The sequence below is a fragment of the Mycobacterium sp. genome (genome assembly GCF_035697385.1).
Lineage (GTDB): Bacteria > Actinomycetota > Actinomycetes > Mycobacteriales > Mycobacteriaceae > Mycobacterium.
Genome location: NZ_DASSCY010000255.1, coordinates 1 through 16,232 on the forward strand (window position 1 = coordinate 1; position 16,232 = coordinate 16,232).

Below are 16,232 nucleotides of genomic sequence, written 5' to 3' on the forward strand. Positions count from 1 at the left end.
CGACGCTGCGGCGCGGGCGGTAATCGCGCGCAAGGGCATTCTGGCGACGACGATTTCGGATATCGCCGCCGAAGCGGGCAAGTCCACGGCGTCGTTCTACAACTACTACGACTCCAAAGAGGCGATGGTCCGTGAGTGGGCCGTGCGGTTCCGCGACGAGGCCCGGGAACGGTCGCGGGCCGCCGCCAAGCCGGGGCTGACCAACTGGGAGCGCTCGTACGAGGCAGCGGCCGCGCACTGGAACACGTACCGCCATCGGCTGGCCGAGATGATCAGTGTTTCGCAAATGGCCATGATCAGCGACGACTTCGCCGAATACTGGAACGACATCTGCTCACTGCCGATCGGTTTGGTCACGGAGATGGTGAAACACGCTCAACACCACGGCTTTTGTGAGGGCGACGACCCGCATCTCGTCGCCGTCGCGATGGTGTCGATGCTCAACCAGTTCTGTTACACCCAGCTGTCCGGGGACTCCGCAGCCAATTCGGTCGACGACGAAGCCTGCGTCACCACGCTGGCCAACATCTTCCACCGGACGATCTACTACGAGGGGGCCGGGCCGTCATGACCAAAACACCGCCGGCATCCGGAACACCCGGCGTCACCCGCGAGTTCGTCGGCATGGACTCCCCCACCGCGCGGCGAGCGGGTGCCGGCGGCCATCCCTGCCAAGGCCTCTACTACCGCGGCGTCGGGCGCAAGCCGAAGGTCGCGATCATCGCCACCCACTATCAGATCGACTTCTCCGAGCACTATCTCGCCGATTACATGGCCACCCGCGGAATCGGCTTCCTGGGTTGGAACACCCGCTATCGCGGATTCGAAAGCAGCTTCCTGCTCGACCATGCCCTGGTGGACATCAGCGTCGGCGTGCGCTGGCTACGCGAGGTGCAGGGCGTGGAAACGATTGTGTTGCTCGGCAATTCCGGGGGCGGCTCGCTGATGGCCGCTTATCAGGCCCAGGCGGTGGACCATCACGTCACGCCGCTGGCCGGCATGCGGCCCGCGGCCGGGCTCAATGATCTGCCGCCCGCCGACGGCTACGTGGCCAGCGCCGCCCACCTGGGCCGACCCGACGTGCTGACCGCCTGGATGGACGCGTCGGTCGTCGACGAGAACGACGCGCTCGCAAGCGATCCCGACCTTGACCTGTTCAACGAGGACAACGGGCCGCCGTACTCGGCCGACTTCGTCCAGCGCTATCGCGCGGCGCAGGTCGAGCGCAACAACTCCATCACCGACTGGGCCGAGGGCGAACTCAAGCGGGTACATGCCGCAGGCTTTTCCGATCGTCCCTTCACCGTGCTGCGGACATGGGCCGATCCGCGCATGGTGGATCCTGCGCTGGAACCGACAAGGCGGCCCCCGAACATGTGCTACGCCGGCATCCCCGTCAAGGCGAATCGGTCGGCGCACGGCATCGCCGCGTCCTGCACTCTGCGCAACTGGATCGGCATGTGGAGCCTGCGCCATGCGCAGACCCGCGCCGAGCCTCATCTGGCCCGCATCAACTGCCCCGCGCTGGTGATCAACGCCGATCAGGACACCGGTGTGTACCCGTCGGATGCGCAGCGCATCTATGACGCCCTGGCCAGTACGGACAAGGCGAAGTGCGCCGTCGACACCGACCACTACTTCACCACCCCGGGGGCGCGTAGCGAGCAGGCCGATACCATCGCCAAGTGGATCGCGAAACGGTGGCGCTAGCCGTCGGCTCTTCGCGCAAGCGCTCATCGCTGAGAGTCCTCGCGCATTTCAGACCGGGCGACAAGGTCACCGAATTCCTTGCGCCAGAAACGGATTGGCTCGACATTCGGTATTGCGCCGAAGATGACGACGATACGCTCTACCGTGAGCTGCCCGATGCCGAGGTGATCTGGCACGTGCTGCGGCCACTGTCAGGTGCTGACCTCCAGATGGCGCCCAAGCTGCGGCTGGTGCAGAAAATGGGAGCCGGGGTCAACACCATCGACGTCGACACCGCGACGCGCCTTGGCATCGCCGTGGCGAACATGCCAGGCGCGAACGCGCCGTCGGTGGCCGAGGGCACCGTGCTGCTGATGCTTGCCGCGCTGCGCCGGCTGCCCGAACTGGACCGGGCCACCCGCGAAGGCAAGGGCTGGCCGTCCGATCCCAGCCTCGGCGAGACCGTGCGCGACATCGGCGGCTGCACCGTCGGGCTGATCGGGTACGGCAACATCGCCAAGAGCGTCGAACGGATTGTGCTGGCGATGGGTACTCCGCCTGAAAAGGTGCTGCACACCAGCACCCGCGACGACGGCCATCCCGGCTGGCGAACGCTGCCCGACCTGCTGGCAGCCAGCGACATCGTCTCCCTGCATCTGCCGCTGACCGACAAGACTGCCGGCATGCTCGACGCCGAGGCGCTGGGCAACATGAAGCCCGATGCGGTGCTGGTCAACACGTCGCGCGGCGCGATCATCGACGAGACGGCCCTGGTCGACGCGCTGCGTCGGGGCGGCTTGGCTGCCGCCGGCCTCGACGTGTTCGCCGTCGAACCGGTAGCGCCGGACAACCCGCTGCTGAGCCTGTCCAACGTCGTGCTCACCCCGCACGTGACCTGGTACACCGCCGACACCATGCGGCGCTACCTGGCCGAAGCCGTGGACAACTGCCGGCGCCTCCGCGACGGCCGGGACCTGGCCAACGTCGTCAATCAGCGCGGGTAGCCTGGTCCCAACCCACCGGTTATTAGGGAAGGCAACGTGGCATGCCCATTGCAATAGCTTCTGAGCACAACGACCTGGCCGATTCGGTGCGGTCCCTGGTGGCGCGGGTGGCGCCGTCGGACGTGCTGCACGAAGCCCTGGAATCCCCGATCCCCAACCCGCCGCCGTACTGGAAGGCAGCCGCGGAGCAGGGTCTGCAAGGTGTACACCTGGCGGAATCCGTTGGGGGACAAGGCTTCGGAATTCTCGAGCTGGCGATCACCATCGCCGAATTCGGCTACGGCGCGGTGCCGGGCCCGTTCGTTCCTTCGGCGATCGCCAGCGCGCTGATCGCCGCGCACGACCCCGACGCCAAGCTGCTCAACGACTTGGCGTCCGGCAATGTCATCGCCGCCTACGCCATCGACTCGGGGCTGACCGCCACCAGGCACGGCAAAGGTGACTCGGCTGGCCTGGTCATCCGCGGTGAGGTGCGCGCGGTGCCCGCCGCGGCGCAGGCGTCGGTCATGGTGCTGCCGGTGGCCATCGACAGCGGCGAAGAATGGGTGGTGCTCGACGCGGACGCCCTTGAAATCGAGCCTGTCAAGAGCGTCGACCCGCTGCGGCCACTGGCCCATGTGCGCGCCAATGCCGTCGAGGTCGGCGACGACCGCGTGCTGAGCAACCTGAGCCGGACCCTGGCCCGGGCGCTGATGTCGACCCTGCTGGCGGCCGAGGCAATCGGCGTCGCGCGCTGGGCCACCGACACCGCGGCGGCATACGCCAAGATCCGCGAGCAGTTCGGCCGTCCCATCGGCCAGTTCCAGGCCATCAAACACAAGTGCGCCGAGATGATCGCCGACACCGAGCGCGCCACCGCCGCGGTGTGGGACGCCGCCCGCGCCATCGACGAGTTTCGTGAAACCGGTTCGGACGACAGCGCATTCGAGTTCGCCGCCGCGGTGGCAGCCACGTTGGCGCCCACCGCCGCGCAACGCTGCGCACAGGACTGCATCCAGGTGCACGGCGGCATCGGCTTCACCTGGGAACACGACGCAGGCGTCTACTATCGCCGCGCGCTGGTACTGGCCGCCTGCTTCGGCCGCCACGCGGACTACCCGCAGCAGGTCGTCGACGTCGCAACCAGCACCGGAACACGCGCCCTGAACATCGATCTCGATCCTGAAACTGAGAAGCTGCGTGACGATATCCGCGACGAAGTCGAGAGGCTCAAGGCGATTCCCCGCGAGGAGCGGGCTGCAGCGATCGCAGAGGGCGGGTGGGTACAGCCGCACCTGCCGCTGCCGTGGGGTCGCGGCGCGGGTCCCGTCGAGCAGATCATCATCGCCCAGGAGTTCAACAGCGGTCGGGTGCGGCGCCCCGCGATGGGCATTGCCGCCTGGATCATTCCGTCGATCGTCGCGTTCGGTACCGACGAGCAGCAGCAGCGGTTCCTGCCTCCGACGTTCCGCGGCGAGATGATCTGGTGTCAGCTGTTTTCCGAGCCGGGCGCGGGTTCCGACCTGGCCAGCCTGACCACCAAAGCCACCAAGGTGGACGGCGGCTGGCGGATCACCGGCCAGAAGATCTGGACCACCGGCGCGCAGGTCTCCGAATGGGGCGCGCTGCTGGCGCGCACCGACCCGAGTGCGCCGAAACACAACGGCATCACCTACTTCCTGCTGGATATGAAAAGCGATGGCGTCGAGGTGAAGCCGTTGCGCGAGCTGACCGGAAACGCGATGTTCAACACGGTCTTCATCGACGACGTGTTCGTTCCCGACGACCTGGTGCTCGGTGAGGTGAACCGCGGCTGGGAGGTCAGCCGTAACACGCTGACCGCCGAGCGGGTGTCGATCGGCAGCAGCGAACCGCCGTTCCTGCCCAGCCTCGATGGCTTCGTGGAGTTCATTCGCGATGGCCACTTCGACCAGATCGGTCAGAATCACGCCGGGCGGCTGATCGCCGAGGGGCACGCGGCCAAGGTGCTCAATATGCGCTCGACGCTGATGACACTGGCCGGCAGCGACCCGATGCCCGCGGCCGCGATCTCCAAGCTGCTGTCGATGCGCACTGGCCAGGGTTACGCCGAGTTCGCGGTGTCCTCGTTCGGCACCGACGGCGCGATCGGCGATTCCAATGAGCTGCAAGGCAAATGGGCGGAGTATCTGCTGGCCAGCCGCGCCACAACGATTTACGGTGGCACATCGGAGGTGCAGCTCAACATCATCGCCGAGCGGCTGCTTGGGCTGCCCCGCGATCCGTAAGGTTGCGTTGCTCTCGCAGAGATTGCATCCAGGGTCGTGAACGACGGAAAATCACAGCCCTAGATGCAATATCGCGGAAGGAAACGCCCACGAGCGCGGATGTCACGCTGCGGCAACTGAGGTACTTCGCCGTCCTCGGCGAGGAACTGAACTACCGTCGCGCCGCCGAGCGACTGTTCATCACCCAGCCCGCGCTGTCGACGGCGATCAAGCAGCTCGAGCATCAACTCGGCGTCATGCTGTTCACCCGCACCACCCGCGAAGTGGCGCTGACCGAGCTAGGGCGGGCGTGGTTGCCGCGCATGCAGGAAGCGCTGCACGGTGTGGACGCCGCCGTCGACCACCTGGCCGCGCTGTCGGGCAACAATCGTCAGCGCATTCGGCTGGGCTACTTCCTCGGCACGGGCGCCGATCTGTTGTATCGCATCGTGCGCCACTTCGAGTCGGCCTATCCAGACATCAGCGTCGAGCCGACGGAATTCGACTTCTCCGATCCCACTGCAGGTCTGGCCGACGGCACCACGGAGGTCGCCCTCACCCGGTCGCCTCTCGACCTGCCCGATCACCGGATGTTTGTCCTCGACCGAGACGACTGGGTGGCGTGCCTGCCCCGGGACCACCGGCTGGTTGGCCGTGCTGAGGTGGATATCTCTGAGCTTTTCGACGATCCCATCGTGTGCGCTCCTGACAGTGCCGGTGGCTGGCGGGATTACTGGATCGCCGCGGACGCCAGGGACCGGCCGGCCAAAATCGCCGCCGTCGCCGCCACCTATGAAGCCGAGACCACCTACATCGCACGTGGTCTCGGGATCAGCTTCACCACAGAGTCCGTCTCACGACTCTATGACCGGCCGGGCATCGCGTATGTGCCGATCCGCGATCGCACCAGCTACATCGGACTCGTCTGGAATCCAGCGGACGTGAGCCCTCAAGCAGAGACGCTGGTGAACCACGTGGAGACGCAGTGGGAATTCGCCGAGGGCCAGGGCGTGGAGCGGCCCGCGAGCTATCACTGATAAAGAACGGTTATCAGTACATCAGATATTGGAACTTCCGCGACGCCCACTTCCAGGGTTTTCTCACTGCATGACTGACACCGCTCCACCCGTCACGCCTGCGGCGCCGATAGGCGACGAGGATGCCAAGCTCGCCGAGTTCGGCTACAAACAGAGACTCGACCGCTCCGTCGGGACGCTGGCGTCGTTCGCGATCGGTTTCGCCACCATCAGCGCGACGACCGCCGTCTTCACCGGCTTCGGCGCGGGATACTTCACCGCAGGCGCGCCGTTCGTGTGGACGCTGCTCATCGCCGGCGCGGTGTTCATCATCTGGGCCGCGATCGCCGCGGACCTGACCGCCAAGATTCCGCTGGCCGGCTATGCCTACCAGTGGGCGAGCCGGATCCACGGATCGAACCTCGCCTGGTTCACCGGCATCTCCGCGCTGATCGGCTGGGTGTGTGGGATGACCGGCGTCAGCTACATCCTGTCCGGGTACCTCGGCGGGCTCTTCGGCTGGTCCATGAGCCAGACCGCGCAGATCCTGGTGGCGATCGGCGTGATGTCGGTCTGCGTGCTGATCAACCTCTACGGTGTCCGGTTCGCCACCATGGTCAACAACATCGGAGTCAGCCTCGAACTGGTGATCACCGTCGGAGCGACCGCCCTTGTCGCGATCATCGCGTTCTCCGCGCCCGAGAACCATCAGCCGTTCTCCGTGCTGTTCACCGGCGGAACCTCGGAGGGCGAGGGCGCGTATGTGCTTGCGTGGCTTGCCGCTTCGCTCGGACCGTTCTTCGGGTTGATCGGCGTCGAGGCCGGCGCGGATGTGGCCGAGGAGACCAAGGCCGCTCGATTCGTGATCCCCCGGATGATGTTCTATGCGCTGGCGACGTCGATCGTCATCGAGTTGCTCATGTACATCGTGTTTGTGCTGGCGATCCGCGATGCGGACGCCGTCGCGGCGAACTCCGCCGCACCGATCGAGGAGATCATCAGCCAGCAGGTCGGCCCCGGGGTCACCAGAATCATTGTGGCGGTTGCGCTTACCAACCTGTTGGCCTGCATCCTGGCCAATATCCTGGTGGCGAGCCGACTGACCTACTCGATGGCCCGCGACAACATGCTGCCGTTCTCACATGTGTGGCGTCACGTCTCACCTAAGCGGCGCAGCCCCACGTTCGTCGTGCTCGGGCTTGGCTGCCTGTCTACGATCCTGCTGTTGTCAGCGTTGGTCAGTGAGCGTGCATTCACTTACATCCTCGGCATCTCGTCGCTGGCGGTCTTCGTGACCTACGTGCTGCAGACCTTCGGCGTCATCGTCGGGGCGCGGCGCGGCACCATCCCGGCCGCCGAGCCCGGCACCTTCGACCTCGGCCGCGCGCGGATGGCGATCTACATCGTCGGCCTCATCGCGTTCACCGCCGTGGCCGCGGCGCTCGTCTTACTGCCGCAGTTCGCGGGCAACGGCTGGGTTTTCCTCGGAATCATCGCGGTGGCCGCCCTCTGGTGGGCCACCGGCCTCCGCGCCCGGCTGCGCCGCGGCGATGCAGGCCCCAACTACGCTGACACGAAAGGACTTTGATGACCACCGACGTCGAATACAACACCAGCAACCTGGTCAGCGTCGAACCGGGCGCGATCCGGGAGGACACCCCGCCCGGATCGGTGATCCAGTACAGCGACTACGAACTGGATTACGCGAGCCCGTTCGCAGGCGGCGTGGCGTGGATCGAAGGCGAGTATGTACCCGCATCGGAAGCGCGGATCTCGATCTTCGACACCGGATTCGGCCACTCCGACCTGACCTACACCGTTGCACATGTCTGGCACGGCAACATCTTTCGGCTCGGCGACCACATCGACCGACTGCTCGACGGGGCCGCGAAGCTGCGGTTGCAGACGGATCTGACCAAGGACGACCTGGCGACCATCGCCAAGCGGTGTGTCAGCCTGTCGCAGCTGCGCGAGTCGTTCGTCAACCTGACCATCACGCGTGGCTACGGAAAACGCAAGGGCGAGAAGGACTTATCCAAACTGACGTCGCAGGTGTACGTCTACGCGATCCCATACCTGTGGGCGTTCCCGCCGCACGAGCAGATCTTCGGCACCACGGCGATCGTTCCTCGGCACGTCCGCCGCGCGGGACGCAATACCGTCGACCCGACCGTGAAGAACTACCAATGGGGTGATCTGACCGCGGCCAGTTTCGAGGCCAAGGACCGAGGCGCGCGCACCGCGATCCTGCTCGACGCCGACGGTTGCGTGGCCGAAGGCCCGGGATTCAACGTGGTGATCGTCAAGGACGGCAAGATGGCATCCCCGTCGCGCAATGCGCTGCCCGGCATCACCCGCAAGACCGTGTTCGAGCTGGCCGACGAGATGGGCATCGACGCCACCCTGCGCGACGTCACCAGCCGCGAGTTGTACGACGCCGACGAACTGATCGCGGTCACCACCGCGGGCGGGGTCACGCCGATCGTGTCGCTGGATGGCGAACCGCTGGGCGATGGGACGCCGGGACCTGTCACCGTGCTGTTGCGCGACAGGTTTTGGGCGTTGATGGACGAACCGTCACCGCTGATCGAGGCGATCGACTACTGAGACTGCGAAAGCGTCAATGATTCGCTTGTCCGCAGGTGTACCGTCGAATTGTTGGTCTAGGGGAACGGTTGGCACCAATGATGAGCACCGGTGGACGACGCATATCTCGACTATTGATCACCACGGCGGCAGCGCTCGCATTCACCGTCGCACCGACGGTCATGCTGAGCAACGCGGCACCGGAAGCGCATGCTCAGCCGTGCTACAACGGCGTCGTCCCCGGCAACCCGTACGTCCCTAGCTGCACCCTTCCTGGCCCGCAGCACAAGATCCGCGGTTCGGCGCCTGATGCCGCCGCGATCATCGCGTGCAAGAACTGGCCCGGCTGCCTGTCCTGGTACGTCAACGGACCCTGACGGGCATGACGCAGGACGCTGAAAAGCGCTTCGACCGTCCTGGCGCCTTTCATGCAGCGGCCACCTATGTGGGTGTGGTGGTCGCCGTGGCCGGCGTCGCGCTCGCGATATATGCCCTTGCCGCAAAGGAATCCGTTGTTATCGCCTCCGCTGTGCCTGCGATCCTGTTCATCGGCGGAGTCGGCGCGTTCGTCAAGACCTACCGGCTATGGAAGGCCGAAGGCGCGTGGGTCGCCTGGCAGGGCGCAGGCTGGTTCCTGCTCACCCTGATGCTGGTGTGCCTGTCCGTTCCCGGCGCGGCGATGATGGCCAGCTAGGGCGTCGCCCATTTCTGCATGAGAGTTGTTGGATCGCGGAAATCACGACGCTCATGCAGATCTCGCGGTACGGCACCGCTGCGTTATTCCACTTCTGCCTATTCGTCGTCTCCGCCGACGGAAATCTCGCGCAGCTCCCGCTTCAGAATCTTTCCCGTCGGGTTTCGGGGCAGCTCGTCGAGGAAGACCACCTCGCGCGGCACCTTGTAGCGGGCCAGGTGGTCTTTGACGTAGCTCTTGATGTCGTCCTCACCGACGCTGGCGCCCTCGGCCTTGACCACGAACGCCCGCAGCCGGTGACCCCACTCCTTGTCCTCGACGCCCAGCGCGGTGGCCTCCACGACGTCGGGATGGCCACTGATGAGGTCTTCGACCTCGGCGGGGAAGACGTTCTCCCCGCCGGAGACGATCATCTCGTCGTCGCGGCCGCTGACGTACAGCAGACCGTGCTCGTCGAAATATCCGACGTCGCCAGAGGACATCAGCCCGTCGATGATCTGTTTGTGACCGCCGCCGGTGTAGCCCTCGAACGGGAAGAAGTTGCCGACGAAGATCCGGCCGACCTCCCCCTGAGGCAGCTCGTTGCCGTTGTCGTCGAGAATCTTGACCTTCACGCCCTTGACCACAGGCCCCACCGTCGCCGGATTGATCGAAAGGTCCTTGGGCCGCGCGATGGTCGCGAACGCGATCTCGGTCGACCCGTACAAGTTATAGACAACGGGCCCAAGCTCTTTGAGCGCACGGGTCGCCAGCTCGGCGCCGAGCTGCGAACCGGACACGAACACGATCCGCAGCGACGACAGGTCGGGCTTGCGCTCCATCCCCTCGAGCGCGTCGAGGATGCGCGACAGCATGACCGGCACGACGACCATCGCCGTCACCTTGTGCTTCTCGATGTCGGCGAGCACGTTGGCCGGCTTGAAGCGGCGGCGCAACACCAACGTCGTGCCCAGCATCATCGCGATGGTGGCGTGCAGGAACCCCAGCGCGTGGAACATCGGCGCGGGCAGCGATGTCACCTCGTTGGCCTTGAACGGCACGTGTGAGAGCACGCCGCCGATCGGCGCCAGCGTGGGCGGAGTGCTTCGGTTGGCGCCCTTGGGCGTTCCGGTGGTCCCACTGGTCAGGATGATGATCGACGAATGCTTCGTCGCCTTCGGCGCAGGCTTGTTGTTGCTGCGCGAGATCAGATCTTCGAGCGTCTCGTCCGTGCTGGCCGACGGGTCGTCTGAATCGGGATTCTTGCCGAGGGCGCGCAGCTTTCCCAGCGGTGGATCGGACTTGGAAACGGCGGCGCAGTACTCGTCGTCGTAGATGATCAGCTTGGCGCCTTCGCGCTCGGAGACTTCCTTGATCTGCGGTCCCGAGAACTCGCTATTGAGAAGGATGATGCGGGCTCCGGTGCGGGCAGCGCCATAGACGGAGATCAGGAACCACCGGTGGTTGCGGGCCAGGATCGCGACCCCATCACCACCCTTGACGCCCATTGCCAGCAGGCCGTTGGCGACGGTGTGCGCGGCGTCGTCGAGTTCTTTGAAGGTGATCTCGCCGTCGTCGTCGATGACCGCGGTGCGTTCGGGGGTTCGGCGGGCGTTGAGCGCGGGGATCATGCCGAACTCGCCCCACCGCCGGATGTCGGCGACCATGGCGGCGATGTTCTGCGGCGGCTCGAGTTTGAACGCGCCGGCTCCGAACATCTTCATCAGATAGTGCAGCTCGGCGGAGCCCCGTTCGGCCAGCTGCTGGGCCTTGGCCGCCGCCTGCAACGGAAGATCAGTTAGCTTCGGCATGCGCCCACACTATGTGACCGCCGTCGCATCGCGTTCGGAAACTTCTGCGGAATTACCATGGCGGTATGGCCGGATCCCCGTCGAAGGGAACGTTCCTTGACGTGGACGGTCGACAGGTGCCCATCACCAATCCTGACAAGGTCGTTTTCCCGGATTTCAACGGACGGCCGAGTGTCACCAAGATGGACCTGATGCGCTATTACCTCGCCGTCGCGGACGGCGCGCTGCGCGGTGTCGCCGGCCGGCCGATGATGCTCAAGCGGTTCGTCAAGGGCATCACCGAGGAGGCCGTTTTCCAGAAGCGCGCGCCGGAGAAGCGGCCGGATTTCGTCGACGTCGCCGAACTGAAATACGCCTCAGGCACGTCGGCCAAAGAAGCAGTCATCCACGACGCCGCAGGACTTGTGTGGGCGGTCAACCTCGGCTGTGTCGACTTCAACCCGCACCCGGTGCACGCCGACGATCTCGCCCATCCCGACGAACTGCGCGTCGACCTCGACCCGATGCCGGGCGTCACATGGCGCCAGATCGTCGACGTCGCGCTGGTCGCCCGCGAGGTGCTTGAGGACCATGGGCTGACCGCGTGGCCAAAGACATCGGGTTCTCGCGGTTTCCACATCTATGCGCGGATCGAGCGACGCTGGCCGTTCAAGCAGGTTCGGCTGGCGGCTCAGACGGTGGCCCGCGAGGTGGAGCGCCGGGCCCCGGAATTGGCGACGGCCCGCTGGTGGAAGGAGGAGCGCGAGGGCGTCTTCGTCGACTTCAACCAGAACGCCTTCGACCGGACTGTCGCTTCGGCGTACTCGGTGAGGGCCACGCCGGATGCCCGGGTGTCCACGCCGCTGTTCTGGGACGAAGCGCGGGACTGCCGGCCCGAGGAATTCACGATCGCGACCGTCCCTAAGCGGTTCGAGGACGGCGGTGATCCCTGGGAGGGCATCGACGACCGCCCCGGCGCGCTGGATGGGCTGCTCGAGCTGGCCGAGCGGCTCGGCCCGGCGGAAAAGGCGCCTAAGGGCGCGAAGAAGGGCACGGGCAGACGTCAATCGAGCATGCCGCTGATCGAAATCGCCCGCACCAAGACCAAGGACGAGGCGATGGCCGCGCTCGACGAGTGGCGCGCACGTTACCCGTCAGTAGCCGAAAAGCTAGAGCCTGCCGATGTTCTCGTCGACGGTATGCGGGGGCCGAGTTCGATCTGGTACCGCATCCGGATCAATCTGCAGCATGTGCCCGAAGGCGAACGGCCGGCGCAACAGCCGTTGCTGGCTGATTACAACCCGTGGGAAAACTACACAGGGGCCCAACAGCTGCGCGGCAGCTGACCCTTACTGAAGTATTAGCTACTACTCCCCACAGCCTTAAGTTCTCACATTAGCTTTGGGAACAAGTTGAGGTGCTTGAGGGGAGGCAGCAGATGTACGGCAATCCGACATTCGACTGCGCTGGCGCCCAGATCCGGGGATTCTGTCGCCAGCTGGCGACGGTGGTGGCGATCAACGGTGACGTCGACGGCGTGAACATCGATCGCGTTACGGAGTACACGCGCCGCTTCATCCTCACGGAGAAGCCGTTTGTGCTCGACCTGAGCGGTGTGAATTCGTTCTCGTCACAATGTGTTTCGCTCCTGTACACCCTCGACGAGGGCTGCTTCCACGCTGGAGTGGAATGGTGCCTGATCGCGAGTCGGTCCGTTATCGACGCGCTACACGCCGGCGATCGCGCGACCTTCCCAATGGCGGACTCGGTGCCCGACGCGCTGCACCACTTCGCCGACAGGATCGACGAGCGGCGCCGGTTGCTGCCGCTGCTCACCAAGAAGACGGCCTAAAGAGAGCAGATGACAACGTGCTAATCGACATTCGGTGGCTGGCCTTCCTGTTGCACCGCCGGCAGAAGTCAGCGTCGCGGTTCGACTGCGAGCAGATAGCGATTGCGGCCTGACCTTTCGCCCTCCAAGCGGCCGTTTGCCGGCCTCCGACTACTGAAGGCGATCCCGTTGCACTTTCGATAAGGTGCAGAGGTGACCGACGCCTATTACGAGCTGCTTGACCCGGATGATGCGCTCGGCGAGAAGTTCAGCGCGTCCGACCATGTGATCAGCACGTGGGGACCGACGATGCAGAATGCCGCGCCGGTATCGGCGCTGCTGGTGCGTGCGCTCGAGCGGTGCTCGCCACGTGGTGGCAGTCGACTGAGCCGGGTGGTCGTGGATCTGCTCGGGCCGGTGCCTATGACCGATCAGCTCTGGGTCCGCGCGAGTGTCAGTCGACCTGGCACGAAGATCGAACTGCTGGACGCCGAGATGCTGGCCCCTGGTCCTGACGGCCAGCCCAGGCCGGTCGCGAAGGCCGGCGCGTGGCGCTTCGCGGAGCATGACACCGAGGAGTTGGTCTTCGCGGCTGTCCCGCCGCTGCGTCCGATATCCGAGGGACGACGGCGCCACGTAGACGACAACGCGAATCAGACCTATATCCAGAGCCTGGACTGGCGCTGGCTCAACGACATCCTTTACGACGTGCCCGCCGAGTGCTGGGCCAGGCCGGTCGTGGACCTCGTCAAGGGCGAAACGATGACGCCGATGGAGCGCCTCTTCGCGATCGCTGACATCGCCAACGGCATGGGCAGCAGGCTGTCACCAGAAAAGTGGACGTTTCTCAACACCGACCTCGTCGTCCACATCCACCGCGTCCCGGACGGCGAGTGGATCGGCGTGCGGGCCGAAACCCGTTACGGGAGCGACGGAGTCGGCGTGTCCATCGGCACGCTGTTCGACGAGCAGGGACCCGTCGCCGCTATCCAGCAGGCGCAGCTGGTACGCCGTCGCTAGCCTGGCAAGGCGCCGCGACGGGAGCTATGCCTGCGCCCGATGCCTAGGGACGATCATCACCGGGACGGGGGCATGGCGCAGGATCTTCGACGCGGCCGAGCCGAGGAATACCTGGGCCGCCTGTCCGGCTGCGCCTGATCCGAGTAGCAGCATGTCCCCGGATTCCCAGGAGACACTCTCCACGGCCTCGCGCCAGTCGTGGCCGCTTCCGACCACGACCTCAACGTCTGGAACCGCGATGCGGCCGCGAATGTCGTTGAGCTGCTTGACGATATCGTCCATGGTCCTGCGGGCCCACTGCTGAACGACCAGGTCCTCCACTGAGGGCTCGATCGAGCCGCTGTACATCGTCACCGGCCGCACCGTGAACGACACGATCCGCAATTGCACTGGCCACTGCTTGGCAAGCTCGGCGGCTGCAGCGATGAGGCCGTTGATGTCGGCTTCTCCTCCGTATGCAGCGGTCAGCCTCCGGATCGGCTCGGGGCCAAGAGGGTAGCCGCGCGGCGCGATCGCTACTGGCACCGACGCGGTGTGCACCAGCCGTTCGGTGACACTGCCCAGCGCGACCCTACCGAGCAGTCCGGACGACGACGACCCCACCACAACAAGTCTTGCGTCATGGGCGTCGACGAGTTCCATCAAACCCGTTGGAATAGATGTTGATTGGTGGACAACCGTCGGGATGTCAAGGTCGTCTGGCAGCTGACCGACCACTCTGTCGATCGCCTGCGAAGCCGCAGATGTGATGTACCGCAGGTACTCACCCTCGACCGGGTCGTCCTTCGCGGGCCAGGGCCGCTCCACGATCGCCGCGGCCACGACCTTGTCGCCGGTCCAGCGTGATATCTGCGCGGCCAGATTGAGGGGCGCGGTGCTCTGACGGCTCGAACTGAATCCGGCGATGATGGTCATAGCGCCGGCTCGGCCTTCCCGACCGGCGCCGACACGACATGCGTCACTGGGATACTGTGCTCGGCCCGTGCCCGGTCCACGACGTCGAAACGATGCCACACGGACTCTTCGGGAGGCAGCGTCGAGATCACGATCTGATCCGGCTGGAATGTCTCGACGGCGGAGGCCAATGCGCGCAGCGGCCGGTAGTCACCCAATTCGCCGTCGGCGTCGAGGTTTTCGGAACGAAGGATGGACAGGGTGTCGTCGAGCCGCTGCTGGGCGATCGCCTTGGTCGCCTCCTCGACGTCGAGCGGACCGTGGGTGGCGGCAGTGCCGGTCTCGATCGGACTGGCAGGAACGACAACGTGATAGGTGGCTGATTTGTCCGCGCCGATACGGCGAAGCTCGTCGAGCAGCTCCGCCGATCCCACTGTCTGATTGGCCAGCACGAGCACGCGGTGCGGGCGCTCCGACGGCGCGGCGCCCTCGACGACGGGCCTGCTGTTCACGTACCACCGGTTCGCGAGGAACAGGCCGATGACGACGGCCCACGACAACAGGCTCAAAGTCAACGCCTCCCTGTTGGTACCGCCCTGCATTCCCATCTGAATCAGGATCGCCAGGATCGCGCCGGCGGTGAGGATCGACAACACAGGGAACAGCCACATCTTGACCCGGAGCTCCGAGTCCGGGGTGCGGTACCGCAGCACGATCTGCGAGATGGCGATGAGCAGATAGACGAACAGGATCACGGCGCCGCTCGAGTTCAGCAGGAACGCGAAGATGGTGTCCGGCGAGATCGCCGCGGCGATGACGCACAGGAAGCCGATCACCGAGGACGCGAGGATCGCGATGGCAGGTACCCCGCGGCGGGTCACCTGGACCAGCTGCGCCGGCGCCTCCCGCCGCGCGGCGAGCACGAACAGCATGCGCGACGCGGTGTACATGCCGGAGTTCAGGCAGCTCAGCACCGCCGTCAACACCACGGCGTTCATGATGTGGTCGGCGTACGGAATCCCCATCTCCGTGAATGCGGCGACGAAGGGGGACGCGCCGGCTTCTTCGTCGTTCCAGGGCAGGATGACTGCGAGCAGGAACGTCGAGCCGACGAAAAATACTGCGATACGGGTGATTACCGAGTTGGCGGCCTTGGACACCGCCCTCTCCGGATCCGACGACTCCGCAGCGGCGATCGTCGCGATCTCCGCACCGACCATCGAGAAGATCACCGTGACCACACCGACGGTGACGGCCGCGGCACCCAGCGGGAAGAATCCGCCGTGGGCCCACAGGTTGGAGAAGTCCATCGACTTGTCCGGCCACAAGCCGAACACGAAGAGCCCGCCAAGAGCTATGAACGCCACGATCGCGGCCACCTTGATGCCGGCGAACCAGAACTCGAACTCTCCGAAGGACTTGACCGAGAACAGATTGGTGGCCGTCATCAGCACCATCAAGATCAGCGACAGCACCCACAACGGGATGCCGGGGAGCCAGTAGC

15 protein-coding genes are annotated in these 16,232 nt (G+C 65.4%); 12 read left to right on the forward strand and 3 right to left on the reverse strand.

Annotated elements, in window-relative coordinates:
• From VFH65_RS21340 to VFH65_RS21380, 9 genes are all read left to right on the forward strand, one after another.
• The coding region (locus VFH65_RS21340; RefSeq protein ID WP_353324045.1) for a TetR/AcrR family transcriptional regulator at positions 1–571 on the forward strand (571 nt) is incomplete at its 5' end.
• On the forward strand, positions 568–1,710 hold the full coding sequence (locus tag VFH65_RS21345; RefSeq protein WP_353324046.1) for an alpha/beta hydrolase: 1,143 nt from the start codon (positions 568–570) through the stop codon (positions 1,708–1,710). The genes VFH65_RS21340 and VFH65_RS21345, both read left to right, overlap by 4 nt.
• Positions 1,686–2,693 carry a 2-hydroxyacid dehydrogenase gene (locus VFH65_RS21350; RefSeq protein WP_353324047.1) on the forward strand — a complete coding sequence of 336 codons (1,008 nt, stop codon included), beginning with the start codon at positions 1,686–1,688 and terminating at the stop codon, positions 2,691–2,693. Before VFH65_RS21345 ends, VFH65_RS21350 begins: the two co-directional genes overlap by 25 nt.
• Before the next feature lie 41 nt (positions 2,694–2,734).
• Positions 2,735–4,939, forward strand: coding sequence for an acyl-CoA dehydrogenase (locus VFH65_RS21355; RefSeq protein WP_353324048.1), 2,205 nt, complete (start codon positions 2,735–2,737; stop codon positions 4,937–4,939).
• A gap of 2 nt (positions 4,940–4,941) precedes the next feature.
• Positions 4,942–5,955, forward strand: coding sequence for a LysR family transcriptional regulator (locus VFH65_RS21360; protein ID WP_353324049.1), 1,014 nt, complete (start codon positions 4,942–4,944; stop codon positions 5,953–5,955).
• Positions 5,956–6,025: 70 nt separating this feature from the next.
• On the forward strand, positions 6,026–7,522 hold the full coding sequence (locus tag VFH65_RS21365) for an APC family permease (RefSeq protein ID WP_353324050.1): 1,497 nt from the start codon (positions 6,026–6,028) through the stop codon (positions 7,520–7,522).
• The gene (locus tag VFH65_RS21370) at positions 7,522–8,541 is read left to right on the forward strand and encodes an aminotransferase class IV (RefSeq protein ID WP_353324051.1); all 1,020 of its coding nucleotides are present in this window, start codon (positions 7,522–7,524) and stop codon (positions 8,539–8,541) included. The genes VFH65_RS21365 and VFH65_RS21370 overlap by 1 nt, the downstream gene beginning before the upstream one ends.
• Positions 8,542–8,618: 77 nt before the next feature.
• A complete protein-coding gene (locus tag VFH65_RS21375) occupies positions 8,619–8,897 on the forward strand; it encodes a hypothetical protein (RefSeq protein ID WP_353324052.1) in 279 nt (92 codons plus the stop codon).
• 5 nt (positions 8,898–8,902) lie between these two features.
• Positions 8,903–9,214 (forward strand): hypothetical protein, encoded by a 312-nt coding sequence (locus tag VFH65_RS21380; protein ID WP_353324053.1) that lies wholly within the window; start codon positions 8,903–8,905, stop codon positions 9,212–9,214.
• A 98-nt stretch (positions 9,215–9,312) separates the two neighbouring features.
• Here VFH65_RS21380 and fadD2 read toward each other — a convergent pair whose 3' ends face one another.
• Positions 9,313–11,004, reverse strand: a complete 1,692-nt coding sequence (fadD2, locus tag VFH65_RS21385) for a long-chain-fatty-acid--CoA ligase FadD2 (RefSeq protein WP_353324054.1) — start codon at positions 11,002–11,004, stop codon at positions 9,313–9,315.
• A gap of 65 nt (positions 11,005–11,069) precedes the next feature.
• Between fadD2 and VFH65_RS21390 the strand changes: the two genes are divergently transcribed.
• The 3 genes from VFH65_RS21390 to VFH65_RS21400 all read left to right on the forward strand — a co-directional run bounded on the left by VFH65_RS21390 (position 11,070) and on the right by VFH65_RS21400 (position 13,834).
• Positions 11,070–12,329, forward strand: a complete 1,260-nt coding sequence (locus VFH65_RS21390) for a DNA polymerase domain-containing protein (protein WP_353324055.1) — start codon at positions 11,070–11,072, stop codon at positions 12,327–12,329.
• A 92-nt stretch (positions 12,330–12,421) separates the two neighbouring features.
• The gene (locus tag VFH65_RS21395) at positions 12,422–12,835 is read left to right on the forward strand and encodes an STAS domain-containing protein (RefSeq protein WP_353324059.1); all 414 of its coding nucleotides are present in this window, start codon (positions 12,422–12,424) and stop codon (positions 12,833–12,835) included.
• Between the two features lie 192 nt (positions 12,836–13,027).
• Positions 13,028–13,834, forward strand: coding sequence for a thioesterase family protein (locus tag VFH65_RS21400; protein ID WP_353324056.1), 807 nt, complete (start codon positions 13,028–13,030; stop codon positions 13,832–13,834).
• A gap of 24 nt (positions 13,835–13,858) precedes the next feature.
• On the opposite strand, the gene VFH65_RS21405 is transcribed toward VFH65_RS21400, so the two are convergent.
• Positions 13,859–14,749 carry a universal stress protein gene (locus VFH65_RS21405; RefSeq protein ID WP_353324057.1) on the reverse strand — a complete coding sequence of 297 codons (891 nt, stop codon included), beginning with the start codon at positions 14,747–14,749 and terminating at the stop codon, positions 13,859–13,861.
• Positions 14,746–16,232: amino acid permease (locus VFH65_RS21410; protein ID WP_353324058.1), on the reverse strand; the 1,487-nt coding region annotated here is incomplete at its 5' end. The genes VFH65_RS21410 and VFH65_RS21405, both read right to left, overlap by 4 nt.

Bases quoted from the DNA above. Each gene is read 5' to 3' on its own strand.
- VFH65_RS21405 (WP_353324057.1), bottom strand. From the start codon at position 14,749: ATGACCATCATCGCCGGATTCAGTTCGAGCCGTCAGAGCACCGCGCCC.
- fadD2 (WP_353324054.1), bottom strand. From the start codon at position 11,004: ATGCCGAAGCTAACTGATCTTCCGTTGCAGGCGGCGGCCAAGGCCCAG.
- VFH65_RS21390 (WP_353324055.1), top strand. From the start codon at position 11,070: ATGGCCGGATCCCCGTCGAAGGGAACGTTCCTTGACGTGGACGGTCGA.
- VFH65_RS21380 (WP_353324053.1), top strand. From the start codon at position 8,903: ATGACGCAGGACGCTGAAAAGCGCTTCGACCGTCCTGGCGCCTTTCAT.
- VFH65_RS21365 (WP_353324050.1), top strand. From the start codon at position 6,026: ATGACTGACACCGCTCCACCCGTCACGCCTGCGGCGCCGATAGGCGAC.
- VFH65_RS21395 (WP_353324059.1), top strand. From the start codon at position 12,422: ATGTACGGCAATCCGACATTCGACTGCGCTGGCGCCCAGATCCGGGGA.
- VFH65_RS21345 (WP_353324046.1), top strand. From the start codon at position 568: ATGACCAAAACACCGCCGGCATCCGGAACACCCGGCGTCACCCGCGAG.
- VFH65_RS21355 (WP_353324048.1), top strand. From the start codon at position 2,735: ATGCCCATTGCAATAGCTTCTGAGCACAACGACCTGGCCGATTCGGTG.
- VFH65_RS21375 (WP_353324052.1), top strand. From the start codon at position 8,619: ATGATGAGCACCGGTGGACGACGCATATCTCGACTATTGATCACCACG.
- VFH65_RS21370 (WP_353324051.1), top strand. From the start codon at position 7,522: ATGACCACCGACGTCGAATACAACACCAGCAACCTGGTCAGCGTCGAA.